Origin of the sequence: Nocardioides sp., assembly GCF_964228225.1 — a bacterium.
Taxonomy (GTDB): Bacteria; Actinomycetota; Actinomycetes; order Propionibacteriales; family Nocardioidaceae; genus Nocardioides.
In genome coordinates this window covers 15413-39587 of record NZ_CAXQZB010000003.1, presented here as the reverse complement: position 1 = coordinate 39587, position 24175 = coordinate 15413, and the positions used below count along the sequence as shown (strand labels likewise).

Annotated in this window: 24 protein-coding genes; 15 read left to right on the top strand and 9 right to left on the bottom strand. The window is 74.2% G+C overall.

The features are described 5' to 3' along the window. Positions 1-14: 14 nt before the first annotated feature. Complete coding sequence (locus ACERUJ_RS00760) at positions 15-1253, bottom strand: TetR family transcriptional regulator (protein WP_370246523.1); 1239 nt, start codon at positions 1251-1253, stop codon at positions 15-17. 10 nt (positions 1254-1263) lie between these two features. Beyond that, positions 1264-2565, bottom strand: coding sequence for a TetR/AcrR family transcriptional regulator (locus ACERUJ_RS00755; RefSeq protein WP_370246522.1), 1302 nt, complete (start codon positions 2563-2565; stop codon positions 1264-1266). A gap of 214 nt (positions 2566-2779) precedes the next feature. Between ACERUJ_RS00755 and tig the strand changes: the two genes are divergently transcribed. Next, positions 2780-4186: a trigger factor gene (gene tig, locus ACERUJ_RS00750; protein ID WP_370246521.1), complete on the top strand. Its 1407-nt coding sequence runs from the start codon at positions 2780-2782 to the stop codon at positions 4184-4186. A gap of 72 nt (positions 4187-4258) precedes the next feature. On the opposite strand, the gene ACERUJ_RS00745 is transcribed toward tig, so the two are convergent. Then, positions 4259-5554 (bottom strand): DUF1501 domain-containing protein, encoded by a 1296-nt coding sequence (locus ACERUJ_RS00745; RefSeq protein WP_370246520.1) that lies wholly within the window; start codon positions 5552-5554, stop codon positions 4259-4261. Further along, positions 5551-6987: a DUF1800 domain-containing protein gene (locus ACERUJ_RS00740; RefSeq protein WP_370246519.1), complete on the bottom strand. Its 1437-nt coding sequence runs from the start codon at positions 6985-6987 to the stop codon at positions 5551-5553. Before ACERUJ_RS00740 ends, ACERUJ_RS00745 begins: the two co-directional genes overlap by 4 nt. Positions 6988-7157: 170 nt before the next feature. On the opposite strand from ACERUJ_RS00740, the gene ACERUJ_RS00735 reads away from it, so the two are divergent. The 5 genes from ACERUJ_RS00735 (at position 7158) to clpX (ending at position 11718) form a co-directional block, all read left to right on the top strand. Beyond that, the gene (locus ACERUJ_RS00735) at positions 7158-8384 is read left to right on the top strand and encodes an esterase/lipase family protein (protein WP_370246518.1); all 1227 of its coding nucleotides are present in this window, start codon (positions 7158-7160) and stop codon (positions 8382-8384) included. A gap of 42 nt (positions 8385-8426) precedes the next feature. Beyond that, positions 8427-8909 (top strand): SRPBCC family protein, encoded by a 483-nt coding sequence (locus ACERUJ_RS00730; protein ID WP_370246517.1) that lies wholly within the window; start codon positions 8427-8429, stop codon positions 8907-8909. Positions 8910-9065: 156 nt separating this feature from the next. Continuing rightward, positions 9066-9674 carry an ATP-dependent Clp protease proteolytic subunit gene (locus ACERUJ_RS00725; protein WP_370246554.1) on the top strand — a complete coding sequence of 203 codons (609 nt, stop codon included), beginning with the start codon at positions 9066-9068 and terminating at the stop codon, positions 9672-9674. Continuing rightward, entirely contained in the window at positions 9671-10276 is a 606-nt protein-coding gene (locus ACERUJ_RS00720) for an ATP-dependent Clp protease proteolytic subunit (RefSeq protein ID WP_370246516.1), read from the top strand. Before ACERUJ_RS00725 ends, ACERUJ_RS00720 begins: the two co-directional genes overlap by 4 nt. Before the next feature lie 155 nt (positions 10277-10431). After that, positions 10432-11718, top strand: a complete 1287-nt coding sequence (clpX, locus tag ACERUJ_RS00715; RefSeq protein ID WP_370246515.1) for an ATP-dependent Clp protease ATP-binding subunit ClpX — start codon at positions 10432-10434, stop codon at positions 11716-11718. Between the two features lie 211 nt (positions 11719-11929). Here the strand turns inward: clpX and valS are convergent, their stop codons facing one another. Further along, positions 11930-14548, bottom strand: a complete 2619-nt coding sequence (valS, locus tag ACERUJ_RS00710; RefSeq protein WP_370246514.1) for a valine--tRNA ligase — start codon at positions 14546-14548, stop codon at positions 11930-11932. A gap of 52 nt (positions 14549-14600) precedes the next feature. Here valS and ACERUJ_RS00705 point away from each other — a divergent pair, with 52 nt between their 5' ends. Next, entirely contained in the window at positions 14601-15545 is a 945-nt protein-coding gene (locus ACERUJ_RS00705) for a GNAT family N-acetyltransferase (protein WP_370246513.1), read from the top strand. Here the strand turns inward: ACERUJ_RS00705 and ACERUJ_RS00700 are convergent. Continuing rightward, positions 15523-16620, bottom strand: coding sequence for an NAD(P)-dependent alcohol dehydrogenase (locus tag ACERUJ_RS00700; protein ID WP_370246512.1), 1098 nt, complete (start codon positions 16618-16620; stop codon positions 15523-15525). The two genes, ACERUJ_RS00705 and ACERUJ_RS00700, sit on opposite strands and share 23 nt — an antisense overlap. Next, on the bottom strand, positions 16617-17087 hold the full coding sequence (locus ACERUJ_RS00695; RefSeq protein ID WP_370246511.1) for a DUF4334 domain-containing protein: 471 nt from the start codon (positions 17085-17087) through the stop codon (positions 16617-16619). The genes ACERUJ_RS00700 and ACERUJ_RS00695 overlap by 4 nt, the downstream gene beginning before the upstream one ends. Before the next feature lie 64 nt (positions 17088-17151). On the opposite strand from ACERUJ_RS00695, the gene ACERUJ_RS00690 reads away from it, so the two are divergent. Both ACERUJ_RS00690 and ACERUJ_RS00685 read left to right on the top strand, forming a co-directional pair. Further along, positions 17152-18531, top strand: a complete 1380-nt coding sequence (locus ACERUJ_RS00690; RefSeq protein ID WP_370246510.1) for a folylpolyglutamate synthase/dihydrofolate synthase family protein — start codon at positions 17152-17154, stop codon at positions 18529-18531. Beyond that, on the top strand, positions 18528-18950 hold the full coding sequence (locus ACERUJ_RS00685) for a DUF4233 domain-containing protein (RefSeq protein ID WP_370246509.1): 423 nt from the start codon (positions 18528-18530) through the stop codon (positions 18948-18950). Before ACERUJ_RS00690 ends, ACERUJ_RS00685 begins: the two co-directional genes overlap by 4 nt. Before the next feature lie 15 nt (positions 18951-18965). Here the strand turns inward: ACERUJ_RS00685 and ACERUJ_RS00680 are convergent, their stop codons facing one another. After that, positions 18966-20327 (bottom strand): PLP-dependent aminotransferase family protein, encoded by a 1362-nt coding sequence (locus tag ACERUJ_RS00680; RefSeq protein WP_370246508.1) that lies wholly within the window; start codon positions 20325-20327, stop codon positions 18966-18968. Positions 20328-20356: 29 nt separating this feature from the next. Here ACERUJ_RS00680 and ACERUJ_RS00675 point away from each other — a divergent pair, with 29 nt between their 5' ends. From ACERUJ_RS00675 to ACERUJ_RS00650, 6 genes are all read left to right on the top strand, one after another. Next, positions 20357-21040, top strand: a complete 684-nt coding sequence (locus ACERUJ_RS00675; RefSeq protein WP_370246507.1) for a pyridoxamine 5'-phosphate oxidase family protein — start codon at positions 20357-20359, stop codon at positions 21038-21040. A 10-nt stretch (positions 21041-21050) separates the two neighbouring features. After that, positions 21051-21461 (top strand): nucleoside-diphosphate kinase, encoded by a 411-nt coding sequence (ndk, locus tag ACERUJ_RS00670; RefSeq protein ID WP_370246506.1) that lies wholly within the window; start codon positions 21051-21053, stop codon positions 21459-21461. A gap of 64 nt (positions 21462-21525) precedes the next feature. Further along, positions 21526-21921, top strand: a complete 396-nt coding sequence (locus ACERUJ_RS00665) for a hypothetical protein (protein WP_370246505.1) — start codon at positions 21526-21528, stop codon at positions 21919-21921. Next, on the top strand, positions 21921-22247 hold the full coding sequence (locus tag ACERUJ_RS00660; protein WP_370246504.1) for a hypothetical protein: 327 nt from the start codon (positions 21921-21923) through the stop codon (positions 22245-22247). Before ACERUJ_RS00665 ends, ACERUJ_RS00660 begins: the two co-directional genes overlap by 1 nt. Positions 22248-22257: 10 nt before the next feature. Beyond that, positions 22258-22803 (top strand): hypothetical protein, encoded by a 546-nt coding sequence (locus ACERUJ_RS00655; RefSeq protein WP_370246503.1) that lies wholly within the window; start codon positions 22258-22260, stop codon positions 22801-22803. A gap of 44 nt (positions 22804-22847) precedes the next feature. Then, on the top strand, positions 22848-23360 hold the full coding sequence (locus tag ACERUJ_RS00650; RefSeq protein ID WP_370246502.1) for a hypothetical protein: 513 nt from the start codon (positions 22848-22850) through the stop codon (positions 23358-23360). 18 nt (positions 23361-23378) lie between these two features. On the opposite strand, the gene ACERUJ_RS00645 is transcribed toward ACERUJ_RS00650, so the two are convergent. Further along, positions 23379-24122, bottom strand: coding sequence for a YidC/Oxa1 family membrane protein insertase (locus tag ACERUJ_RS00645; RefSeq protein ID WP_370246501.1), 744 nt, complete (start codon positions 24120-24122; stop codon positions 23379-23381). Between the last annotated feature and the right edge of the window lie 53 nt (positions 24123-24175).

Genomic DNA, 24175 nt, shown 5'->3' with positions numbered 1-24175 from the left:
GCGACGGCCCCGGCTCAGACGCCGGTGCGGCGCAGCGCCTCCGCGGCCACCCGCTCGGGCGGGGTGGCGGGCTGGAGGATCACGCGCCGCAGGGTGAGGGCGAGGAGCAGCTCCGCCGACTCCGCGAGGTCGGTGGGATCGGCCGGGTCGGTGCCGCTGGTGGAGGGATCCAGGCGGGCCACCCGCGCCTGGACGCCGGCCATCAGCGGGTCCTCCTCGGCGGTGGGCGGCGTCGTGAGGAGGTCGGCGAGGTAGGGGGCGGCGTAGGCGACCCGCGGCACGGTGAAGTGCGCGATCGTGGCGAGGTGGGCGGCCAGGCCCTCCCGGGGGTCGTCGCGATCCGGGCTGGCGGGGAGCAGGTCGGCGGCCTGCTGCCGGAACAGCGCGACGGCGAGGTCGTCCTTGGTGGCGAAGTAGCGGTTCAGCGTCGACGGACTCACGTCGGCCTGCGCGGCCACCCGGGACAGGGCGGTCTCCTCGTAGCCGCGGGTGGTGAACTGCTCGGCGGCCGCGTGCAGGATCCGGGACCGCGTCGTGTCGCTGCGCTCGGTCTGGCCCGCCCGGCCGGCGTTGGTGAGCGGGTAGTAGTTCATCTCGGTCAGCCGGTCGTCCATGGCGTGCCGGTCGCCCTCGATGCGCAGGGCGACGAGGTCGAGCGCCACGGTGGCCCGCTGGAAGTGCTCGCGCTGACCGGGTTGGGGGTCCACGAGGTTCCGGACGGTCATCCCGTTCAGCAGCGCCGTCTTGACCTCGAGGTAGCTGCGCAGGTCGAACGGCGGCCGCAGCGTGCGTCCCCAGCTCTCGAAGAGCCGGCCCGCCTCGATCTCGAGCTGTTCGGTGACCTTGCGCAGGTAGTCCCGGTACCCCTGCGTCGCCTGAGCGCCGCCGAAGGCCCACAGGCCCACGCGATGGCGGAACTCGGGGTCGGAGGTGTTGCGGTCGAATTCGGCGCCGTGCATCCCGAACGCCGTCTCGAGGGGGAGGTGGGAGTGGCGCACGTGTCCCAGCAGCTCGCTCACGCCCCCGGCGAGGATCTGCGGCGAGCCGTACACGTGGTCCACCACGGCGTCGGCGAGCCCCTGCAGCGATCCGTAGTGGTGGTTGATGCTCGCCGGGCTGCCGCCGGCCCGACGCGCGATCTCGCGGGTGCCGATCGCGCTCAGCAGCGCGGCGGGGGTGAGTTCGAGGAGAGCGGCGAGCGCCGCCTCGAGGAGCCGCTCCTTGAGGGGCGACTCGGGTGCCTCCGACGACATGGTCCCCACCCTACGGATCCCCGGCCCGATCGGGGTGCACGGCGTGCCCCGGAGCGGTGGGGAACCCGCACCGCTGCAGCGCCCGCTCCGCGACCCGCTCCGGGGGCGTGGCTGGTTGGAGCAGGGCGCGGCGCACGGTGAGGGCGAGCAGGAGGCGGGCGACGTCGTCCTCCCCGTCCGGATCCCCTTCCAGGGCCGGAGTCGACCCGCGGGCGGCGATCAGTCGCCGGGTCCGTGCGAGCACCGGGTCCTGCTCGGCGGGATCAGGCGAGGAGGGCGCGAGCAGCACCGAGGTCAGGTAGGCGGCGGCGAGCGGCACCCGCGGGACGACGGCGCGCGCGACGTCGGCGAGCACCCGGCGCAGTTCCTCCTCCGGGGATCCCGCGGCGGTGCCACGGACCTGGAGGAGGGGGCGGGCCTGTTCCAGGAAGAGGGCGGCCTCGAGGTGTTCCCGGGTCGCGAAGTAGCGGTAGAGCGTGGACAGGCTCACGCCGGCCTGCGCGGCCACGCGCGTGAGAGTGATCCCGTCGGTCGTCGCGGTGGCGGTGAGCGTGGCGGCGGCGCTCAGGATCCGGGCACGGGTCGGGTCGTCGGCCGCCGGCGCCGTGCCCGGCGTGGGCGGCACGGCGCGCGGCGGGGACTGGCTGTGGATCTCCGCGAGCCGGTCGTCCACCGTGCGTCGGTCGCCCTCGATCCGGGTGAGGAGGAGGTCGGCCGCGGTCGAGGCCCGCTGGAAGCGCATCCGATGGTCCGGGTGCGGGTCCACCAGGTGCAGCTGGGTCATGCCGTTGAGCAGGGCGGTCTTGGTGGGGAGGAAGGTGCGCGGCTCGAACGGCTCGCGCAGGCGGCGACCCCAGGCGGCCCACATGATCTCCAGGTCCCCGAGGATCTGGGCGTCCATGTCGTGCAGGAAGTCGCGGTAGGCCCGCGCGCCCTGCTCGCCGCCCAGGGCCCACAGCCCGAGCCGGTGCCGGAAGTGGGGGTCGGTCGTGTTGCGGTCGAACTCGGCTCCGTGCAGGGCGAAGACCGCCTCGAGCGGGAGGTGGGAGTGGCGGATCTGGTCCACCAGGAGCGCCACCCCCGCTCCCATCGAGGAGGAGGTGGCGTAGGCGCGGGCCAGGACGGCGTCGGCGAGGCCCTCGATCGATCCGAAGTGGTGGTGGATGGTGGCGGGGCTGGCACCGGCGCGCCGGGTGATCTCGCGCCCCCCGACGGCGCGGAGCAGGAGCACGGGCGTCAGGTCGTCCAGCGCGTCGACGGCGGCACGCAGCAGCCGATCCCGGAGGGACCCGGAGTCCGACGCCGACGACACGGGGTCACCCTACGAAAGGACCGGTGGCGCCGGGGGCTGCCGCCCGGGGACGGCCCGAGTTCGGCCGCATGCCCCCGCGGCGCTACGATCAACGGTCGGCACGACACGTGACCATCGCCCGTCGCGCCCCGGTGAGCCCGGGGCGCCGGGCGGGAGCGGGCGCGCAGCGGTCGCCGCCGGCCCGACCTGACCGACCGTTGTAAGGAGACCACCTGTGAAGAGCGCCGTCGAGACCTTGAGCCCCACCCGGGTCAAGCTCACCGTCGAGGTGCCCTTCGAGGAGCTCAAGCCGAGCCTCGACAAGGCCTACCAGCAGATCGCCAAGCAGATCAACGTCCCCGGCTTCCGCCGCGGCAAGGTCCCCCCGATGATCATCGACCGCCAGGTCGGCCGCGGCGCCGTCCTGGAGCAGGCGATCAACGACACCCTGCCGGGCAAGTACGTCGAGGCCCTGCAGGAGAACGACCTCACCCCGCTCGCCCAGCCCGAGATCGACGGCCTGGAGATCGGTGACGACGAGGGTTTCTCCTTCAGCGCCGAGGTCGACGTCAAGCCGACCATCGAGCTGCCCTCCTACGAGGGCCTCACCGCCCAGGTCGACGACGTCGTCGTCAGCGACGAGGACGTCGAGGAGCATCTGCAGAACCTGCGCGAGCGCTTCGCGACCCTGGTCGACGTCGAGCGCGCCGCCGCCGACGGCGACTTCGTGGTCATCGACCTCGTGGCCCGTCAGGACGGCGAGGTCGTCGACGGCGCCGAGGTGTCCGGCATGTCCTACCGCGTCGGTCGTGGCGGCATGATCGACGGCCTCGACGAGGCCCTCGCCGGTGCCGAGATCGGCACCGAGAAGACCTTCACCACCCAGCTCGTGGGCGGCGACCTCGTGGGCCAGGACGTCGAGGTGACCGTCAAGGTCACCCAGGTCCAGGAGCAGCAGCTCCCCGAGCTCGACGAGGAGTTCGCCCAGCTCGCCTCGGAGTTCGACACCGTCGAGGAGCTCACCGCCGACCTGCGCGAGCGGCTCGGCCGCGGCAAGCGCCTCGAGCAGGCCGCCGCCGCGCGCGACGCCGTCCTGGAGGCGCTGCTGGAGAAGGTCGAGGTGCCGCTGCCCGACGCGCTGGTCACCGAGGAGCTCAACGCCCGCCGCGAGAGCGTCGAGCAGCAGCTGGTCTACGCCGGCATGACGATGGAGAAGTACCTCGAGGAGGAGGGCCAGACCATCGAGGAGTTCGAGGCCGACCTCGAGCGCCGGGTGCGTGACGCCGTCGCCGCCCAGTTCCTCCTCGACGAGATCGCCTCGAAGGAGGAGCTCGGCGTCGAGCAGGCCGAGCTGTCCCAGCACCTGGTGCTGCGCGCCCAGCAGTCGGGTCAGGACCCGCAGGAGTTCGCGAACCACATGTTCGCCCACAACCACATCCCGGACCTGATCCAGGAGGTGCTGCGCAACAAGGCCCTGCAGGTGCTCATCGACGCCGCCACGGTCACCGACGCCTCCGGCAACACCGTCGAGCTCACCAACCTGCGCCCCGACGGCACCATCGCCGAGCCGGCGGCGGAGGAGACCTCCGAGGAGTCGGCCGAGGCCCCCGAGGCCGCCGAGGAGCCCACCGAGGAGGCCTGAGCCTGCTCGCCCCGCACCCCGAGACGCCCCGCTCCCGCCACCGGCGGGGGCGGGGCGTCCTGGTTGTCGGGGTCAGCGGCGGGTGAGGGCGCCGAGGCGGTGCAGGGTGACGCCGGGGAAGACCGCCGCGGTGTCCACGGAGGGGAAGCGCGACTGCAGGATCTCGATCAGCAGGCTGCGGTAGTCGGTGGTGACCGCCAGGTCGCCCTCGACCAGGCGGCCCTCGGCCAGCCCCGGCCAGCGGGCGTAGTACCGGCCGCCGCGCACGCCGGCGCCCATCAGCAGCACCGAGTTGCCGTAGCCGTGGTCGGTGCCGGCGGCGCCGTTCTCGGCCACGCGGCGCCCGAACTCGCTCAGGGTCACCAGGGTGACCCGCTGCGCGTCGGGACCGAGGTCGGTGAAGAACGCCGCCAGCGAGCCCGCGAGGTCGGCGAGGTTGCGCTGCATCAGCGCCCGCAGGTTGAGGTGGTGGTCCCACGAGCCGGAGTCGACCGCGATCGCCCGCACGCCCAGCCCGCTGCGGATCAGCGCGGCGGCGTTGCGCATCGAGGTGCCCAGCGGGGTCGCGGGGTAGGAGGCGCCGCGCTGGGGCGCCTTCGCGGCCTCGCGGCTGTAGCGCATGCCGCGCCGGGACAGCTCCAGGGCGTTGCGGCCGGCCCGGGCGACGTCGGACTCGCCGTCGTACATCCGCTGCAGCCCGGCGCGCACCCGGTCGCCACGGGCGCCGCCCGCGAACGGGGTGCCGAGCGACTGCGGGGTCGCGATGGCGAGTGACTCGGTGGGCCCGATGAGTGCGGTGGGCACGACGTTGGTGCCGACCGCGACGCCCTCGAAGGTCTCCTGGTCGCCCAGCGCACCGATGAGCCGGTTCAGCCAGCCGACGCGGGCGTCGGAGCCGGGGTCGGCGTCCTCGACCTCCTCGATGGCGCTGAAGTGGCTGCGGTTGGGGGCCGGGAGCCCGACGGCGTGCACCGCGGCCATGGCGTCGCGCTGCCACCACGGGCTGAGCGGGGCGAGGGCGGGGTGCAGTCCGAACATCGCGTCGCGGTGCAGCAGCTGCGCGCGCGGGATCGCGATGCCCGGCCGGGCCCGGTAGTAGGCCGGCTCGCCGTGGGGCACGACCATCGAGAGGCCGTCGACGCCGCCGCGCTGGGACAGCACCACCAGCACGCTCCCGCGGGGCTCGGCGCCGAAGACCGAGGCGGTGAGCACGTCGCCCACCAGGGAGGTGGCGACGCCGGCGCCGGCGGCCAGGGTGCCACCGCGGAGCACGCCGCGCCGGCTCAGCCGGCGGTGGTCGTCGCAGCAGCCGTCCGCGGCGAGGCCGGCGGGGGTGGCGGTGCCCGGGGCGGGGGAGGGGTTCGTCATCGCTGGAGTCCTGCCGGGGAGTTGAGCACGGTGCCGCGCAGCAGCGTGTACTGGCTGTCGGTCACCGCGGCGGCGGAGCGGAACCGGTGGCCGGCCGGGAGGCCGAGCGCGCCCGCCACGGCGCCCACGAGGGTGCGGTCGGCGGCGCGGCCGAGCAGGCGCCGCGACTGGTGGTCGACGAGGTCGGCCAGGGTCTGCGGCCAGCTGCTCGGCAGCTGGCTGGCGGGGGCGGCCACGCGCACGCCGCGGAACAGGCTGCCCGAGGTGGCGGCGAGGTCGTAGTGGTGCTGCCAGGAGCGCAGCACCCGCGCAGCGGAGAGGTAGTCGCTGCTCGTCTCGGGCCAGCCGTCGGGGGCGGGCCAGCGCAGGCTGAGCTGACCCATGTCGGTCGCGGTGGCCAGCAGGTAGGTCACGAAGGAGTCCGGCGCGAGCGTGGGCTGGGGCTCCAGGCCCATCACGCGGGCGGTGCGCACGACGTCGTCGCTGGGGTTCCACACCTTGCGGTGGCGGGCCCGTGTGAAGGCGGGGTGGCGCACCAGCGCGCGCAGGGTGGCGGGGATGTCGGTGCCCGAGCGGCGGTAGGCCCGCGCCACGTGGCGCACGAGCGCCGGGTCGGGGTCGTCGGAGACGAACCGCACGCACAGCCGGGTGGCGATCCGGGTGGCGGTCGCCGGGTGGGCGGCGAGGTAGTCCAGCAGCGCGTTGAGCGCGGGGCGGCCGTCGGCGGCGCGGTTCGGGTGGCGGAACCCCAGCACGCTCACCGGGCCGGTGGCGTGGCGGGCGGGGTCGTAGCCGTACCGCAGGGCCAGGGCGGTGTCGACCGTGAAGCCGGTCAGCAGGCGCGCGGCCGACCGCACGTCGCCCTCGTCGTAGACCCGGCCCACGGTGTAGAGCTCGAGGAGCTCGCGGCCCAGGTTCTCGTTCAGCGCGTTGCGGGCGTTGAGGTCGTTGGTGAGGTAGGTCGACATCGCCGGGTGGGCGATCGCGGCCCGCAGCAGGCTGCGGTAGCTGCGCAGGGCGTGCACGCGCACGACCTCGGTGTCGAAGGCGGGCCGCCACGGGAACGAGCGGTCCTCGCTGGCGGGGATGTAGATCAGGTTGCCCCAGAAGTCGACCATCGTCTCGTAGACCTGGTGACGGCTCGTGATGCGTCGCAGGAAGGTCTGGCCGATGAGGTCCTGCCCGATCTGGAAGGCCCCCCGCACGCCCGCGCTGGCCAGGGCGTAGTTCACGGCCGGGGGGTTCACCAGCAGGGGGAAGTGCAGCGGTGCCTGCCGGGCGGCGTCGTTCTCGGGCAGGGAGCGGCGCAGCTGGGCCTCGAACCAGCCCGCGCGGCCGAGCCGGGCGAGGTCGCGGCGCACCTGGTCGTCGACGCCGAAGGTGAACCGGTCGGCCAGGTGGCGGGCCGGGTCGGACAGGGAGGAGCCGGGCACGGGGGTTGCCTCTCGTCACGGGCGGGGAGGTCTTGCGGTGCTCTTGCGGGGGTGGCGACAGCGTAGTCGCAGGGCGACCCCGCGATCACGGGCCCCGTCCGGGATGTCGGGATGCGACCTCGACCTCATTCGAGTGCACATGCGTGCACTGAAGCCGTAGGGTGACGCGCATGAGCACCGCCACCGCGCCCGCCGCCCCGCCCGCTCCGGGCGGCACCGTGATCGACGCCCTCGGTCTGCTCGCCGAGGTCGGCGAGGAGCTCGTGCTCGCCACGGTGCGCGACACCCACCTCGCCATCGCCCAGCGCGCCCACGGCCTCGCCACGCGCGGCACCCTCGGGCTCGGGGCGCTGCCGCAGGCCGCCCACCTCGGCATCGCGCGGGGCGTCTACGCCGGGATCGGGCTCGGCCTGCGCGGTGCCGGTCGGGGGCTGGACCGTGTCGCCGCCACCGGCCACGGCCCCGCCCTGGACGCCACCCGGGGCGGGCGGCTGGCCACCGCCGCGGTGAACGGCCTCATCGGCGACCGGCTCGCCGAGCGGCGGCCCGAGCTCGCGATCCCCCTGGCCGTCCGGGTCGGCGGCCGCGACGTGTGGCCCGACGCCGACGAGCTGGCCGCGGCCTTCCCGGCCGCGGGTCCGCGTGTGGCCGTGCTCGTGCACGGCCTGTGCGAGGACGACGAGGTGTGGGGCGACGCCGCGCCCGCCCCCGCGCCGGACGGCGTGGCCCGCCCCCGCGTGCGCTACCCCGAGGTGCTGCGCGCGCTGGGGTGGACCGTGGTCGTGCTCCGCCTCAACACCGGGCTGCCGGTGCGGGAGAACGGGGCGGCGCTCTCGGCGCTGCTCGACCGCCTGCTCGCCCACTGGCCCGTGCCGCTGGAGCGGTTCGCGCTGATCGGGCACTCCATGGGCGGCCTCGTGATCCGGGCCGCCAGCGCGGTGCGCGACCCCGCCCGCCCCGACGGCCTCCCCGCCTGGGCCGGGCGGGTCGGCGACGTCGTCACCCTGGCGACGCCGCACCACGGCGCGCCGCTGGCGTGGGGCGTGGGGCACGGCAGCCGGGCGCTCGCGCGGCTGCCCGAGACCGCGGCGTTCGGGCGGATCCTGGACTGGCGCTCGCGCGGGGTGCACGACCTCGTGGTCGGGTTGGGGGAGGAGGTGCCGCCGCTGCCGGGGGTCTCCTACCGCCTGGTCTCGGCGTGCCTCACCACCCGGCGCCACCCCGTGGGCCACGCGCTGGGCGACCTGCTCGTGCGCACCCGCTCGGCCCAGGCCGTCGACCGTGCCGGCCGGCGGCTCTTCCCCGGCGCCGAGACCGTGCACCTGGACCACACCGACCACTTCGGCGTGCTGGCTCACCCCGAGGTGGCCGCCCACCTGCGCCGCTGGCTGGCCTGAGCCGCGTCCCCGGGGCGGGGTGAGGGCTGGCATGATCGCGCCATGACCGACGCCGCCCGTCCCGCCGAGCGCGAGCTGCGCGCCGAGACCGTCGTCGCCGCGGCGCCGGAGCGGGTGTGGGCCGCGCTCACCGACTTCGACGCGCTCGCGCGGTGGAGTCCCGAGACGGTGCGGATGCTCCCGCTGCTGCGCGGTGGCCTGCGGGTGGGCCAGCAGTACCTCGGCATCAACCGTCGTGGCGCCGTCGTGTGGCCGACGCGCTCGGTGGTCGCGCAGGTGGAGGCGCCCTCGGTGCTGGTGTGGGACACCCGCTCCAGCGGCGCGCGCTGGATCTGGGAGCTCAGCGCCACCGACGACGGCCGTACGCGGGTGGTCCACCGGCGTCCGGTGCCGCAGCGGCTGACGCGCGTGAGCGGCGTCTTCGCCCGGGTGCTGCTCGGCGGTGCCGCGGGCCACGCCGACGAGCTCGAGGCCGGGATGCGCACCACCGTGGAGCGGCTGCGGGCCCACGTCGAGTCGGCGTGAGGGCGCCCGGGGGCGCGGACTCCGGCGGCCCCGCGGCTGCTTCTGCTGACGGCGAACAGCCCCGATTTTCCTCCTGATCCCGCGATCGCGCGGGCTAGGGTCGAGGACGTGACCCAGTACTCCACTCACCGAGCGCCGGCGGACTCCGGTCCGACGATGGGCGCGGGCGGTTTCAACGTCCTCGACGACCACATCTACCAGCGTCTGCTGCGCGAGCGGATCGTCTTCCTCGGCTCCGAGGTGCGCGACCAGAACGCGAACGCGATCTGCGCGCAGCTGCTGCTGCTCTCGGCGGAGGACCCCGAGGCCGACATCTTCCTGCACATCAACAGCCCCGGCGGCTCCGTGGACGCCGGCATGGCGATCTACGACACCATGACCTACATCCCCAACGACGTCGCCACCGTCGGCATGGGCCTGGCCGCCTCGATGGGCCAGTTCCTGCTCTGCGCGGGCACCAAGGGCAAGCGCTACGCCCTCCCGCACGCCCGGATCATGATGCACCAGCCGTCCTCCGGCATGGGCGGCTCGGCCTCGGACATCAAGATCCAGGCCCAGCAGTCGCTGCACATCAAGAAGGTGCTGCTCGACCTCATCTCCGAGCACACCGGTCAGAGCATCGAGCAGGTCAACGCCGACGCCGACCGCGACCGCTGGTTCACCGCCGCGGAGGCCAAGGAGTACGGCCTGGTCGACCACGTGATCACCAGTGCCCGTGAAGCCGCCGACGAGGGCCGCCCGGCCCGGACCAAGGAGAGCTCGTGAACTACTACATCCCGCAGTGGGAGGAGCGCACCTCCTACGGCTTCCGCCGGATCGACCCCTACGCGAAGCTGTTCGAGGAGCGCATCATCTACCTCGGCACGCCGATCAGCGACGACGTCGCCAACGCCGTCATCGCCCAGCTGCTGTGCCTGCAGTCGATGAACCCCGACCAGGACATCAGCATCTACATCAACAGCCCCGGCGGCTCGTTCACCGCGCTCACGGCCATCTACGACACGATGAAGTTCATCAAGCCCGACGTGCAGACCGTCTGCCTGGGTCAGGCCGCCTCCGCGGCCGCGATCCTGCTCGCCGCGGGCACGCAGGGCAAGCGCCTGGCGCTGCCGAACAGCCGGATCCTCATCCACCAGCCCTACACCGAGGGCACCTTCGGCCAGACCTCCGACATCGAGATCCAGGCCAACGAGATCCTGCGCATGCGCGACCTGCTCGAGCAGATGATCAGCGAGCACAGCGGCAAGCCGCGCGAGGAGGTCAGCCGCGACATCGAGCGCGACAAGATCCTCACCGCGCCGCAGGCCGTGGAGTACGGCCTGATCGACAACGTGCTGGAGTCGTTGAAGACCCCGGCCCTGGCCTGAGGGTCCGGGCACCAATGCTCGTGTCCCGCCCCCGTCCGGGGGCGGGACGGGGTACCGTCGAGCAGGCTCGACGCCCCCCGGGGGACCGCACGGGTCCCTGCTCCTGCCGCCCCGAGCCCGGGACGGCGCCCTGATCCACTGGGAGGATTCGTTTCGTGGCACGCATCGGTGACGGAGGCGAACTGCTCAAGTGCTCGTTCTGCGGGAAGAGCCAGAAGCAGGTCAAGAAGCTCATCGCCGGACCCGGCGTCTACATCTGCGACGAGTGCATCGACCTGTGCAACGAGATCATCGAGGAGGAGCTCAACGAGGCCGGCGACGTCGCCCTCGACGAGCTGCCCAAGCCCGCGGAGATCTTCGAGTTCCTCAACGCCTACGTGATCGGGCAGGAGCAGGCCAAGAAGGCGCTCGCGGTGGCGGTCTACAACCACTACAAGCGCGTCCAGGCCGGCGTCGCCTCGGGCAGTGCGGGCAAGCACGCCAAGGACGAGGCCGTCGAGGTCGCCAAGTCCAACATCCTGGTCATCGGCCCCACCGGCTGCGGCAAGACCTACCTCGCCCAGACCCTCGCGCGGATGCTCAACGTCCCCTTCGCGATCGCCGACGCCACGGCGCTCACCGAGGCCGGCTACGTCGGCGAGGACGTCGAGAACATCCTGCTCAAGCTGATCCAGGCCGCCGACTACGACGTCAAGAAGGCCGAGACCGGCATCATCTACATCGACGAGATCGACAAGGTGGCCCGCAAGGCCGAGAACCCCTCGATCACGCGCGACGTCTCCGGTGAGGGCGTGCAGCAGGCGCTGCTCAAGATCATCGAGGGCACCACCGCCTCGGTGCCGCCCCAGGGCGGGCGCAAGCACCCGCACCAGGAGTTCATCCAGATCGACACCACCAACATCCTCTTCGTGGTGGGCGGCGCGTTCGCGGGCCTCGAGCACATCATCGAGCAGCGGGTGGGCAAGAAGACCCTCGGGTTCACCGCCGAGGTGCGCGGGGCGGAGGAGCGTGCCGAGGAGGACCTGCTGGCGCAGGTCCGTCCCGAGGACCTCACCAAGTTCGGCCTGATCCCCGAGTTCATCGGCCGCCTCCCGCTGATCGCCAGCGTCACCAAGCTCGACCAGGCCGCGCTGGTGCAGATCCTCACCGAGCCGCGCAACGCCCTGATCAAGCAGTACCGCAAGCTCTTCGAGCTCGACGCCGTCGAGCTGGAGTTCACCGACGAGGCCGTGTGCGCGATCGCCGACAAGGCCCTCGAGCGCGGCACCGGCGCCCGCGGGCTGCGCGCGATCATCGAGGAGGTGCTCCTCCACGTCATGTACGAGGTGCCCTCCCGCGGCGACGTCGCCAAGGTCGTGGTCACCGAGGCGTCCGTGCTCGGCGAGGCCACGCCCACCCTGGTGCTGCGCGACGCCGCGACGAAGAAGAAGAAGTCCGCCTGATCCTCGGCCGTTCGGCTGACAGATCGGGTGACGTGGGTCACACTCGGGGGCACGAATCCCCGCTGCTCCCGAGGTGACCCCCATGGTGCGTTCCGAGACCTACGCCCTCACCGCCTTCTGGGCGATGTTCCTGCTCTCCTGCCTGGTCGTGCACCTGCTCCGCTGAGCGTCGCGGAGGCGCCACGCGCCCGACGACCACCCGGGGAGGCGCTCAGTCCTCGGTGGGGACCTCGGCCAGCGCGGCGACGACGGTGACGCCGGTGGCGGCGTCGTCGACGGTGTGGACGATCTCGCCCACGATCTTGCCGGCGGCGCGCAGGTCGGCCTCGGCGGCGATGACGGCGTCCAGCGCCGCGCGGGTGCCGGTGAACTCGACCCGGGCCAGCTCGGCCCGCATCGAGACCTTGGCCTGGGACTTCGCGCCGCGCAGGCCCGCCAGGGCCGCCGCGACGGCGTCGACGGCGGCGGGGTCGGCCGCGGCGGCCGAGCCCAGCTCGGTGGCGGTGGGCCAGGTGGCGGTGTGGACGGAGTCGTCATGACCCCACGACCACACCTCCTCGGTGACGTAGGGCAGGAACGGCGCGAACAGCCGCAGCTGGACGTCCAGGGCGAGCAGCAGGGTCGCCTTGGCCGACTCCGAGGCGCTGGAGCCGTCCTCGGCGTAGGCCCGCTCCTTCACCAGCTCGAGGTAGTCGTCGCAGAACTCCCAGAAGAACTTCTCGGTGACCTCGAGCGCGGTGGTGTAGTCGTAGGCGTCGAAGGCGTCGGTGGCCTTCCCGACGACCCCGGCGAGCCGGGCCAGCAGGGCGCAGTCGATCGGCTCGGTGACCCGCACGGGGTCGGCCGTGGAGGCCCCGACGTTGCCGATCACGAACTTGGAGGCGTTGAGGATCTTCATCGCCAGCCGGCGCCCGACCTTCATCTGCGACTCGTCGAACGGCGAGTCCAGGCCCGGGCGCGCGATCGCGGCCCGCCAGCGCACGGCGTCGGCGCCGAACTTGTGCAGGATCTCGTCGGGCACGATGGCGTTGCCCTTGGACTTGGACATCTTCTTGCGGTCCTTGTCCACGATGAAGCCCGAGATCATCGCGTGCGACCACGGCACGGCGCCGTTTTCCAGGCTCGCGCGCACCACCCGGCTGAACAGCCAGGTGCGGATGATCTCGTGGGCGTGGGTGCACAGGTCCATCGGCCACACCCGCGACCACAGGTCGGGGTCGCGCTCCCAGCCGCCCGCGATGTGCGGGGTGAGGGAGGAGGTGGCCCAGGTGTCCATGACGTCCGGGTCGCCGATGAACCCGCCCGGCTTGCCCCGCTGGTCCTCGGTGTAGCCCGCGGGCGCGTCGGTGGAGGGGTCGACCGGCAGCTCGGCCTCGCGCGGGGTCAGCGGGTGCGCGTAGTCGGGCTCACCGGCGTCGTCGAGGGGGTACCAGACCGGGAAGGGGATGCCGAAGAAGCGCTGGCGCGAGATCAGCCAGTCGCCGTTGAGCCCGCCCACCCAGTTGTCGTAGCGGTGCTTCATGTGGGTGGGCACCCAGGTGATCTCCCGACCGCGGTCGAGCATCTCGGTGCGCATGCCGGCGTCGCGGCCGCCGTTGGTGATGTACCACTGGCGGGTGGCCACGATCTCCAGCGGCTTGTCGCCCTTCTCGTAGAAGTTCGCCATCCGCTGGGTGGGGGTCGGCTCGCCGTCGAGGTCGCCGGACTCGCGCAGCATCGCGACCATCTCCTCGCGCGCGGAGAAGGTGGTCTTGCCGGCCAGCCGCTCGTAGGCCGCGGCGGCCTCCGGGGCGGCGAGCCACTCCGGGACGTCGCGGGAGAGCCGGCCGTCGCGCTGGATGACGGTGCGCACCGGCAGAGCCAGCTCGCGCCACCAGGTGACGTCGGTGAGGTCGCCGAAGGTGCAGCACATCGCGATGCCCGCACCCTTGTCGGGCTCGGCCGCGGGGTGGGCGAGCACCGGCACCTCGACACCGAAGATCGGCGAGCGCACGGTGGTGCCGAACAGGTCGGCGTAGCGCTCGTCGTCGGGGTGGGCGATCAGCGCCACGACGCTCGGGATCAGCTCGGGACGGGTGGTCTCGATGTGCACGACGCCGCCGTCGGGGCGGTGGTAGGCCACGCGGTGGTAGGCGCCGGCGTACTCGCGGGCCTCGAGCTCGGCCTGGGCCACGGCGGTCTGGAAGGTGACGTCCCACATCGTGGGGGCCTCCTGCAGGTACGCCTCACCGCGGGCGAAGTTGCGCAGGAACGCCGTCTGGCTCACGCGCTGGGCGTCCGTGCCGACCGTGGTGTAGGTGATGCCCCAGTCGACCGAGAGGCCGAGGCGGCGCCACAGCTCCTCGAACTTCTTCTCGTCCTCCTCCACCAGCTGGGTGCACAGCTCGATGAAGTTGGGGCGGCTGATCGGGATCTGCTGCTTGCCGGGCTTCTCCGGCGGGGTGAAGTCGGGGTCGTAGGGCAGCGAGGGGTCGCAGCGCACGCCGAAGTAGTTCTGCACCCGGCGCTCGGTGGGCAGGCCGTTGTCGTCCCAGCCCATCGGGTAGAACACCGACTTGCCGCGCATGCGCTGGTAGCGCGCGATGAGGTCGGTGTGGGTGTAGGAGAAGACGTGCCCCACGTGCAGGCTGCCGCTCACGGTGGGCGGCGGGGTGTCGATGGCGTAGACGTTCTCGCGCGGCTGGGTGCGGTCGAAGGTGTAGGTGCCCCGCTCCTTCCAGCGCGCGGCCCAGGTGTCCTCCAGCCCCTCGAGCGCCGGCTTCTCGGGTACGACCACGGCACGGGCGTCCGTGCTCGTGGTGTCCGCGGGGCTCTCGGGGTGCGTCGTCATAACGCCGGATCCTAGTTGCGGCGGGGTTTCGCTGTCGTATCGGATAGCCGTCATGAGCAGCGACGACGCGGCCCGCTGGCGCTTCCACGACGACGCCGCCGCGTTCCTCGACGCCGCGGCCGACCACCTGGCGGCCCACCCGGTCGCGACGACCGTCGTGCTCACCGTCGCCGACGAGCTGCGGCGGCTGCCGCCGCCCCCGGTCGCGTGGCCCCGCTGGTACGCCGTCGGGTACGACGAGGCGGGGCAGGTGGCGGGGGTCGCGATGCGCACCTCCGAGACACCGCCGCACGCCCCCTACGTCGCGCCGATGCCGCCGGAGCTGGCCGCCGGGCTCGGGGCGGCGCTCGCGAGGCGCGGGGAGCAGGCGCGCGGGCTCAACGGCGAGGTCGTCGCCGCCCGGGCGTGCGCGCAGGCGCTGGCGGACGCCACGGGCGGCCGCGGGAGCGTGGAGGTCGGGATGACCCAGCGGCTCTACGAGCACCGCGACGTCGCCGCGCTCGGCACGGCCGACGGGGTGCCCGGGCGGTGGCGGCGCGCCGCGGAGGCCGACCTGCCGCTGCTGCGGGCGTGGCTGACCGACTTCCATCCCGCGGCCGCCCGTCAGGCCGGTCGGCCGCCGGCCGCTCACGGGTCCGGGCCGGCGATGCGGGAGGAGTCGCTGCGCGACCGGGTGGACAGCGGCCGGTTGCGGCTGTGGGAGGTCGACGGCGAGCCGGTGAGCCTGGCCGGCACCACGGCCGTGCTGCACGGTGTCGGGCGGGTAGGGCCGGTGTACACGCCCGGACCTCTGCGTGGCCGCGGGTACGCCGCGGCGGCGACGGCCGCCGCCACCCGGTCGCTGCTGGACGCGGGAGCGCGGCCGTGCCTGTTCGCCGACGCCGCCAACCCGACGTCCAATGCCCTGTACGAGCGGCTGGGCTACGTCGCGATCGGCGACTTCGCCGAGCTGCGGATCGAGGCGGTCCCCGGCGTCACCACACCAGCACCGGCTTGACCACCCGCCCGGCCAGCACGTCGGCGATGGCGGTGTCGAGCTCGGTGAAGGGGTAGGTCGTCACGAGGTGGTCGACGTCGAAGCGGCCCTGCGCCCGCAGGTCCAGCAGGTGCGGGATGAAGGTCTGCGGGTCGGCCTCGCCCTCGATGGAGGAGCGGATGATCTTGCCGTTCTGCAGCAGGTCGATCGCGTCGATGGTGTACTCGGCCGGGCCCAGGCCCAGGGCCACCAGCGTCCCGCGCACGCGCAGCGACAGCTGGGCCTGCGTGACCACCTGCGGGACCGCCGTGGTGTCGATCGCGAAGGACGCGCCGCCCGCGGTGAGCTCCTTGACCCGCTCCGCGACGGGCTGGTCGCCCAGCGTCGTCGGGTCCACCCCGATCGCGCCGTAGCGGGCCGCGGCCTCCAGCCGGGACTCCATCAGGTCCACCGCCACGATCGTGGGGCAGCCCGCGGCGGCGGCCGCCGCGATCGCGGCCAGCCCCACGGCGCCCGCGCCGAAGACCACGAGGCTGGAGCCGGCGTCGGGGCGCATCAGGTTCAGCACGGTGCCGGCACCGGTCTGGAACCCGCAGGCGAAGGGGGCGAGCAGGGTGAGGTCGAGGTCGCGGTCCACGACCACGCAGTTGTCGGCGTAGGCGATCGCGTGGCGCGCCATCGAGGACTGGCCGAAGAACGAGCCGTACAGCGGGGCGCCGTCGCGGTGGTGGGTGGTGGAGCCGTCCATCCGGAAGCCCATGTAGTTGAGCATCAGGGTCTGCTCGCAGTAGCCGACCGCGCCCTCGGCGCACGCCGCGCAGGCCCGGCAGGAGCGGAAGCTCACGACCACGTGGTCGCCCACCTCGATGCCGACGACGTCGGGGCCGACCGCCTCCACCACCCCGGTGCCCTCGTGGCCGAAGACCCGCGGGAACATCTCCGGCGGCAACTGCTCCTTCACCGACAGGTCGGTGTGGCACAGGCCGGTGGCGACGACGCGCACCAGCACCTCGTCGGCCCGGGGCTCGTCGAGCTCGACCTCCTCGAACACGAACGGGCCGTGGGGGTCGTGGACGACCGCGGCGGTGGTGATCACTGCTCGCGCTCCAGCCAGAAGTAGTACAGGTCGGCCACGCCGAAGGCCGCCTCGAGCTTGCCGTTCATGATGCCCATGAGCGTGGTGTCGTCGACGGCCTTGAAGTGGTCGAGGACGGGCAGCTTGTCGTAGACCATCGTGGCGGTCACCTCGCCGCGGAAGCCGACCTCCCACAGGCTCGCCTCCCCACCGCCCCCGGCCTTGAGGTGGGAGAAGAGCCGGCCGTCCTCGCCGCGGCAGATCAGCGGCTTGGCGTCCTGCGGCGACTCGAACCACTTGCCGTGCCACCGCACCTGCTCCAGCACCGTCCCGGCGAGGTGCCCGGTGGCGAAGTCGCCCCCGCGCCAGTGGCCCAGGATGTCGGCCACCCGCACCGGCCGCAGGTCGGCCCACAGGGCGTCGAGGTCGGCGGGCGCGGCCCGGTCGGCGTCGCGCAGCGCGGCGAAGCGCGCGTGGAGGTCGGTCATGGCCGCTGAGTAGAACGCGTTCCACTCGGTGCGTCAACAGGGCACCTCCCTAGACTGGTCCCTGATGACCGACTTCCCCGCGCTCCAGCCCGAGGCCCGAGCGGCCCAGACCTACGACGAGGTCGAGGACGCCCTGCTCTCCCGGTGGCCCGAGACCCGCCTCGAGCCCAGCCTCGACCGCATCCGCGCGTTCTGCGAGCTGCTCGGAGACCCGCAGCGCAGCTACCGCTCGATCCACCTCACCGGCACCAACGGCAAGACCTCCACCTCCCGGATGGTCGACACCCTGCTCCGGGCCCTGGACCTGCGCACCGGGCGGTTCACCTCCCCCCACGTGGAGCGCATGACCGAGCGCATCAGCATCGACGGCGAGCCGCTGGACGACGAGGCGTTCGTGCGTGCGTTCAACGACGTCGCGCCCTACACCCACCTGGTGGACGCCGACCAGCCCCACCCGCTGAGCTTCTTCGAGACCGTGGTCGGCATGGCCTACGCCGCCTTCGCCGACGCCCCGGTCGACGTCGCGGTGGTGGAGGTCGGCATGGGCGGCTCGTGGGACGCCACCAACGTGCTCGACGCCGACGTCGCGGTGGTCACCCCGATCTCGGTGGACCACGCCCGCTACCTCGGCGAGACGCCCGGGGCGATCGCGGTCGAGAAGTCCGGGATCATCAAGCCCGGCGCCTTCGCGGTGCTCGCCCAGCAGCCGCTGGAGGCCGCCACCGCCCTGCTGCGCCACGCCGCCGACGTCGGCGCCACCGTCGCGCGCGAGGGTCTGGAGTTCGGCGTCGTGTCCCGCACCCCGGCGGTCGGTGGCCAGCTGGTGTCGCTGCAGGCGCTGCGGGCCCGCTACGACGACGTCTTCCTCCCGCTCTACGGCGCCCACCAGGCCCAGAACGCGGTGGTGGCGCTGGCCGCCGTCGAGGCGTTCCTCGGCGACACCGCGGTGCTGGACGCCGACCTCGTGCGGGCCGCGTTCGCCGAGGCGACCTCGCCGGGCCGGCTCGAGATCATCCGGCGCAGCCCGACGATCCTGCTCGACGCCGCCCACAACCCGGCCGGTGCCGAGGCCACGGGTGCGGCGCTCGAGGACTCCTTCCAGTTCTCGGCCCTGGTCGGGGTGCTCGGGGTGATGGCCGACAAGGACGTCGAGGGCCTGCTCGCGGCCTACGAGCCCCACCTCACCCACGTCGTGTGCGCCCAGCCGCGCACCGAGCGGGCGATGAGCGCCGACCGTCTGGGTGAACTCGCGGCCGAGATCTTCGGGGAGCATCGGGTGAGCGTCGTCCCCCGGATGGCCGACGCCCTCGACGTCGCCGCCACGCTCGCCGAGGGCGCCGACGCCGGCGACCACCCGCTCGGCGCCGGGGCGGTGCTCGTCACCGGCTCGGTCGTCACCGTGGGGGAGGCGCGCTCGCTGCTGACCCGGGGAGGAGCCCGATGACCGACGACACCCAGCTCGACCGGCCCCTCGACCCCGAGCGCACCAAGTCGCCCCGACGCGGCATGTGCGCCGCGGTGCTCACCCTCGAGGCGATCACGCTCGGGCTGAGCACGCCGGTGATGATCGCCGTGGCCGACGTCGACCCCGCCGCCGCCCTGCCGGTCGGCCTGGGGCTCGCCGTCGCGTGCGTGCTCGTGGCCGGGATGCTGCGCCGTGAGTCCGGGTACCGCCTGGGCTGGGCGCTGCAGGCCGCTGCGATCGGCCTCGGCCTCGTCGTCACCACCATGTACGCCCTCGGCGCCATCTTCGCCGCGCTCTGGGCCACCGCCGACCTCTTGGGGCGCCGGATCGAGCGGGAGCGTGCCGAGGCCTGGGCCGCCTACGACGCCGAGCGGGCCCGCCTGACCCCCGGCTCGTGACTCGCGCCCGGCGCCTCAGCGCCAGGGGGCGGTGAGGGCGTCCAGGGCCCGGTCCAGCTCGGCGTCGGTGACGCCGCCGAAGCCGATCACCAGCCCGGTGAGCGGGCTGGCCCGGGTGTAGTCGCTCAGCAGCGGCACGTCGAAGCCCGCGGCCCGGGCGGCATCGTGGGCGGTGAGCGCGACCGTCGCCGGCGCCAGCCACGTGGAGTACATGCCCGCAGCCGGGCCCGCCGGCTCGGCCAGGCCGGTCATCGCGGCCCCCACCCGCGGCGCGCGGTCGCGGTACACCCGCCGCGCCGACCGCACGACGCGATCGACGTACCCGTCGCGCAGCAGCGTCCAGAACGCCCGCTGCACCGGCCAGGCCGGCCCGTCGTGGCGCACGCGCAGCCGCGCCAGCACGGCGTCGCGCAGGTGGGGCGGCGGCACGAGCCAACCCAGCCGCAGCCCGGGCGCCACCGCCTTGGAGGCGGTCCCGAGATAGGCGACGTGGTCGCGGTCGAGGGAGGCCAGGGCCGGCACGGGGGCGACGTCGTAGCGGAACTCCGAGTCGTAGTCGTCCTCGACGAGCAGGCCGCCTAGGCGGCGCGCCGCCGCCAGCCAGGCCAGTCGCTCGGCGGCCGGCATCACCCGCCCGAGCGGGTGCTGGTGGGCCGGGGTGAGGTACCAGGCGGCGGCGGGGCGGGTCGCCACCTCGCCCACGGCTAGGTCCACGACGGCGCGGCCGGCGTCCTGCACCACGGCCACGGCCGCACGGTAGCCGGGGTCCTCCACCCCCACCGGGCCCGGCGGCAGGACCGCCAGCAGGTGGCGCAGCCCCTCGGTGGTGCCCGCGGTGAGCACGACCTCGTCGGGATCGCAGCGCACCCCGCGCAGGCGGTGCAGTCGCTCGGCGAGCGCGACCCGCAGCTCGCGCAGGCCGTGCGGGTCGGGGTAGCCGCGCGGCGGGGTCGCCGCCGCCACCTCGCGCCAGGCCCGGCGCCATCCGTCGCGGTGGCGCGGGTCGATCCACGGCGTGCCCGCGTCGAGTCGCACCAGCGGGGGTGCCACCGGTGCGGTCGCGGGGCGCGGCGAGGGCCCGACGGCGGGTGACCGGGTCCCGGCGGCCACGAACGTGCCGGCGCCCACGCGCCCGGTGAGCCAGCCCTCGGCACGCAGCTGGTCGTAGGCCTGCTCGACCACGGCCCGCGAGACGCCGAGGTCGGCCGCGAGCGCCCGGCTGCTCGGGACGCGGCTGCCCGGGGCGAGGGCGCCGTCGAGCACGAGCCGGCGCACGGCGTCGCCGAGCTGGCGCGGCAGCGGCTCCGCCGCGGCGCGGTCGAGCGTGACCGAGAGGGCCAGTGGCCTGCTGGAATGAGGTGGGATTGGCTCGTGCATCGAGGCCATTGTCGGGTCAGGATCGGGGCATGACCACCCCGCTGTCGCCGACTCCTCGCACCACCGTGACCCGCAGCCGCCACCGCGCGGTGTCCGAGCGCGCCGAGCTGCACGCGCTGCTCGAGGACGCGCTCGTCGCCCACGTCGGCGTCATCGTGGGCGACCACCCCGTCGTCGTGCCGGTCGCGTTCGCGGTCGACACCGAGGGGCCCGACGCCGAGGGCACGCTCTACATCCACGGCTCGGTGGCCGCCGGCTGGCTCACCCGTGCCGCCGGCGCCACGGTCTGCGTCACCGTGACCGAGATCGACGGTCTGGTGCTGGCCCGCTCGGCCTTCCACCACTCGGTCAACTACCGCTCGGCGGTGGTCATCGGCGAGGCCCGGGCCGTCACCGACCCCGTCGAGCGCGCCCACGCCCTCGCCCTCACCGTCGACCACCTCGTGCCCGGTCGCACCGCCACCCTGCGCCCCACCACGCGCAAGGAGGACGCCGCCACGGCGCTGCTCGCCGTCCCCCTGCGGGAGGCCTCGCTCAAGCGGCGTGCCGGCGACCCCGTCGACGACGAGGAGGACGTCGCCGCCGGCGCCTGGGCGGGTGTGCTGCCCCTGGCGCGCGCGGCCGGTCCCGTCGTGACCGCGGCCGACGCCGCCGGCGTGCCGGTGCCCGACGACGTCGTCGCCCGTGTGCGGGCGTGGCGGGGGAGTCACTAGGCTGCGGGGCATGACCCAGCGCACGCTCGTGCTCCTCAAGCCCGACACCGTCCGCCGCGGCCTCGTGGGCGAGGTGCTGCGCCGCTTCGAGGCCAAGGGCCTGCGCCTGGTGGCGATGGAGCTGCGCACGATCACCGGTGCCGACGCCGACGCGCACTACGCCGAGCACGTCGAGCGCGACTTCTACCCGCCGCTGCGCGACTTCGTGACCAGCGGCCCGCTCGTGGCGCTCGTGCTGGAGGGCGACGACGCCATCGAGGTGGTGCGCGGCCTCAACGGCGCCACCGACGGGCGCAAGGCCGCGCCGGGCACCATCCGCGGCGACCTCTCGCTGTCCAACCGCGAGAACCTCGTGCACGGCTCGGACTCCGAGGAGTCCGCGGCCCGCGAGATCGCGCTGTGGTTCCCCGGCCTGGGCTGACGACCCGCCCGACCTGAGTACCGGCGCTCAGGCGCCGCCGTCGCCCGGGCCCCAGGCTGGAGCCATGGGTCCCCGCCTCCGCGCGGCGCTCCTGAGCGCCCGCCCGCTGCTGCTCGCCCTCACCTGGATCGTGGTCGCCCGGCACGGGTTCGCCGGCCTGCCGGCCACGCCAGGCTCGGGCTACCTCGCCCTCACCGTCCTGCTCCCCCTGCTGGCGGTCGTGCTGCTGGTCGGCGGCACCCTGCTCCTCACCGGGCTCGTCGCCCCCCACGACGAGCGGCTGCCCCGCTGGCACGCCTGGGCCGCGCGGGTGCTCGGCCCGGTCCTGCTGCTGGGCACCTGGCTCACCGCGTCCGAGCTGACGACGTCCGCCGGCGTCGGCTGGGAGCCGGCCGCGCTGCTCGGGCTCGCGCTGGTGATGGCGTGGTGGATGCGCCGCCCCGCGCCCCGGGGCGCCTGATGCTCACGGCGTGGGGCGTGCGGTGGCGCGGCGTGCTGACGCTGCTCGGTGCGGTGCTGGCCGTCCACGCGCTGTGCGCACCGCGCTCCCCACGGCTTCCCGGACGGCACACGGGCCTGACGGTCTGCCTGGGGCTGATCATGGCCGCGGGCACCTGCTGGCCCGGACTCACGATGGTGGGCTACGGCGGCGACAACGCCCCGGGCCTGGCGCCGCACTGGGAGCTCGGCCCCGCGGTCGTGCTGCCCCTCGCCCTGCTGCTGTGGGCGGCCTCGGAGCCCCTGGACCGCCCCCGGCAGGGGGTGGGGACCGGCGCCGCGGGGTAGGAGGTCCGGCATGTCCGAGGTGTGCCCGCCCCCACCGCCGCCCGCGTGGGCGGCGGCCGCCCCACCGCCGCGCCCGGCGCTCGCCACCCCCGGCGGCGTCGTCCTGGCGCTGGTGCCGTCGCTGGTCACCGTCGTCTGGACGGTGCTGTTCCTCGACGGCGCGCAGGAGGCGATCGGCTACACCGACGCGCAGGGCGGCGAGACCACCAACGCCGAGATCGCGCTGCTGGCCGCCCTCCTCGCCATCGGCGTCGGGCTGCTCACGTGCCTGCTCGGCCTCGTGGTGCAGGCGAGCATGGCCCTCGGGCGTGCCGGGACGACGAGCCGGATGGTGGTCTCGGTGGTGGTCCACGCGCTCATCGGCGGTGGGCTGCTCCTGGTGACCCTGGTGTTCTCCGCGCTGCTGCTCGAGCCCGACGGCGTGCGTCGGCCCGGCCTCTCTCCGCACCTGGAGTACGTGGGGTGCCTGCTGCTCGGCGCGGGCCTGCTGGGCGGTGCGTTGCTCCGTGCCCTGCTTCGGGCGGTCCTGGGCCCGCGTCGGCCGCGGATCGAGTAGCCGTACTCAGGCGGGCGGCGCGGCGTCGCACGAGGCTGGAGGACATGACGACCGACACCGACACCGCCCCCGCCCACCTGATCCCCGCCTCCCGCCTGTGGTTGCGCCTGTGGTTCCTGCTCGCCCCCAGCGCCGCCACCGGTCTGTGGGGCTGGTGCCTGATCCGCAGCTACGACGACGCGGTGTCCATCAGCTCGCAGCGCAACCCCGATCTCGACATCAGTCTGGGCGGGATGGGCAACCTCCTGCTGGGCGCGGCCGCGGTCCTGGTCGGGGCCGTCGCCCTCACCGTGCTGGTGGTCGACCTGGTCTCGCTGGCCCGCGCCCGCGACCCGCGGGTGGTCGCGCCGGTGAGCGGGATCGGTGCGGTCCTGGTGGGCGTCCTGCTGACCGGCGCGAGCGTCCTCGCCGCGCCCCTGGCCGTGAAGCCCTACGACCTGCTCGTGGACGGCGTGATGACCAGCCCGCAGTTCGTCCTCGGCATGCTCACCGGCCCGGTCCTGATCCTCTCGGCGGTGGCCACCCGCCGCGCCCGGGCCGCGATCCGGCTCAGTTGACCGGCTCAGCTGACCGGCTCAGCTGATCGCGGCGGAGGCGCGGGTGAGGACGCCCTGCTGGAGGGCCTGCCAGGCGGCGTTCGCGACCCAGCACACCAGCAGGGCCACGGGCACGGCCCCCGCGGCCGCCACGACCCCGACCGCCGAGACCGCCGGCAGCCACTGCTGCAGGTGAAGCACGGCGGCCGGCGCGTCGTCCGCGAGCGGGGTGCCGGCCGCGGCCGCCCGCTGGGTGAGGAAGCCCAGCATCGCGCTGGTGAGCGCCAGGCCCAGCACGACGGCGAGGTGCGTGAGGTCCCCGCTCCAGCCCCGCGCCGCCAGTGGCACCCCCGCCAGCGTGGCGCCGGCGAAGGAGGCGACCACCGCGGTGCTCACCCCGGCCGCGACGCTGCCGGCCGCCAGCTGGGAGACCAGGTGGTAGAGGGCCAGCCACAGCGGGACCGGCAGCAGCAGCACCAGGCAGCCCCACGACCGCACGCCGTGGGAGCGCAGGACGGTCCGCTGCTCCTCCAGGCGACGACGTTGCGACGCCGGGTCGCTGCGCCGGCGGTAGCGGTGGGCCAGCGCCCGCAGGTCGTCGCGGGCGGCGGCGCGGGCGCGCTGCTGACGCACCTGGTGCAGGGTGAGCGGCAGCTGCAGCAGGCGCAGCACGACCACCACGGCGACCAGGGACGGCACCCAGGCCAGGCCGAGGTCGTGCAGGCCCTCCAGCAGGCGGGCGAGGGGGGTGGTGAGGGCAGGATCGAGGAACGGGACGGACACGGTGACTCCCGGGGTGCGGGCGGACGGGGACGGCGGCGTGCCGGCACCGTCAC

Excerpts from the sequence above, each read along its gene's own strand:
- ACERUJ_RS00690 (WP_370246510.1), top strand. The coding sequence starts at position 17,152 with ATGACCGACTTCCCCGCGCTCCAGCCCGAGGCCCGAGCGGCCCAGACC.
- ACERUJ_RS00705 (WP_370246513.1), top strand. The coding sequence starts at position 14,601 with ATGAGCAGCGACGACGCGGCCCGCTGGCGCTTCCACGACGACGCCGCC.
- ACERUJ_RS00650 (WP_370246502.1), top strand. The coding sequence starts at position 22,848 with ATGACGACCGACACCGACACCGCCCCCGCCCACCTGATCCCCGCCTCC.
- ACERUJ_RS00680 (WP_370246508.1), bottom strand. The coding sequence starts at position 20,327 with ATGCACGAGCCAATCCCACCTCATTCCAGCAGGCCACTGGCCCTCTCG.
- ACERUJ_RS00745 (WP_370246520.1), bottom strand. The coding sequence starts at position 5,554 with ATGACGAACCCCTCCCCCGCCCCGGGCACCGCCACCCCCGCCGGCCTC.
- ACERUJ_RS00685 (WP_370246509.1), top strand. The coding sequence starts at position 18,528 with ATGACCGACGACACCCAGCTCGACCGGCCCCTCGACCCCGAGCGCACC.
- ACERUJ_RS00725 (WP_370246554.1), top strand. The coding sequence starts at position 9,066 with ATGGGCGCGGGCGGTTTCAACGTCCTCGACGACCACATCTACCAGCGT.
- ACERUJ_RS00695 (WP_370246511.1), bottom strand. The coding sequence starts at position 17,087 with ATGACCGACCTCCACGCGCGCTTCGCCGCGCTGCGCGACGCCGACCGG.
- ACERUJ_RS00735 (WP_370246518.1), top strand. The coding sequence starts at position 7,158 with ATGAGCACCGCCACCGCGCCCGCCGCCCCGCCCGCTCCGGGCGGCACC.
- ACERUJ_RS00660 (WP_370246504.1), top strand. The coding sequence starts at position 21,921 with ATGCTCACGGCGTGGGGCGTGCGGTGGCGCGGCGTGCTGACGCTGCTC.
- valS (WP_370246514.1), bottom strand. The coding sequence starts at position 14,548 with ATGACGACGCACCCCGAGAGCCCCGCGGACACCACGAGCACGGACGCC.
- ACERUJ_RS00675 (WP_370246507.1), top strand. The coding sequence starts at position 20,357 with ATGACCACCCCGCTGTCGCCGACTCCTCGCACCACCGTGACCCGCAGC.
- ndk (WP_370246506.1), top strand. The coding sequence starts at position 21,051 with ATGACCCAGCGCACGCTCGTGCTCCTCAAGCCCGACACCGTCCGCCGC.
- ACERUJ_RS00665 (WP_370246505.1), top strand. The coding sequence starts at position 21,526 with ATGGGTCCCCGCCTCCGCGCGGCGCTCCTGAGCGCCCGCCCGCTGCTG.
- ACERUJ_RS00730 (WP_370246517.1), top strand. The coding sequence starts at position 8,427 with ATGACCGACGCCGCCCGTCCCGCCGAGCGCGAGCTGCGCGCCGAGACC.
- ACERUJ_RS00655 (WP_370246503.1), top strand. The coding sequence starts at position 22,258 with ATGTCCGAGGTGTGCCCGCCCCCACCGCCGCCCGCGTGGGCGGCGGCC.
- ACERUJ_RS00760 (WP_370246523.1), bottom strand. The coding sequence starts at position 1,253 with ATGTCGTCGGAGGCACCCGAGTCGCCCCTCAAGGAGCGGCTCCTCGAG.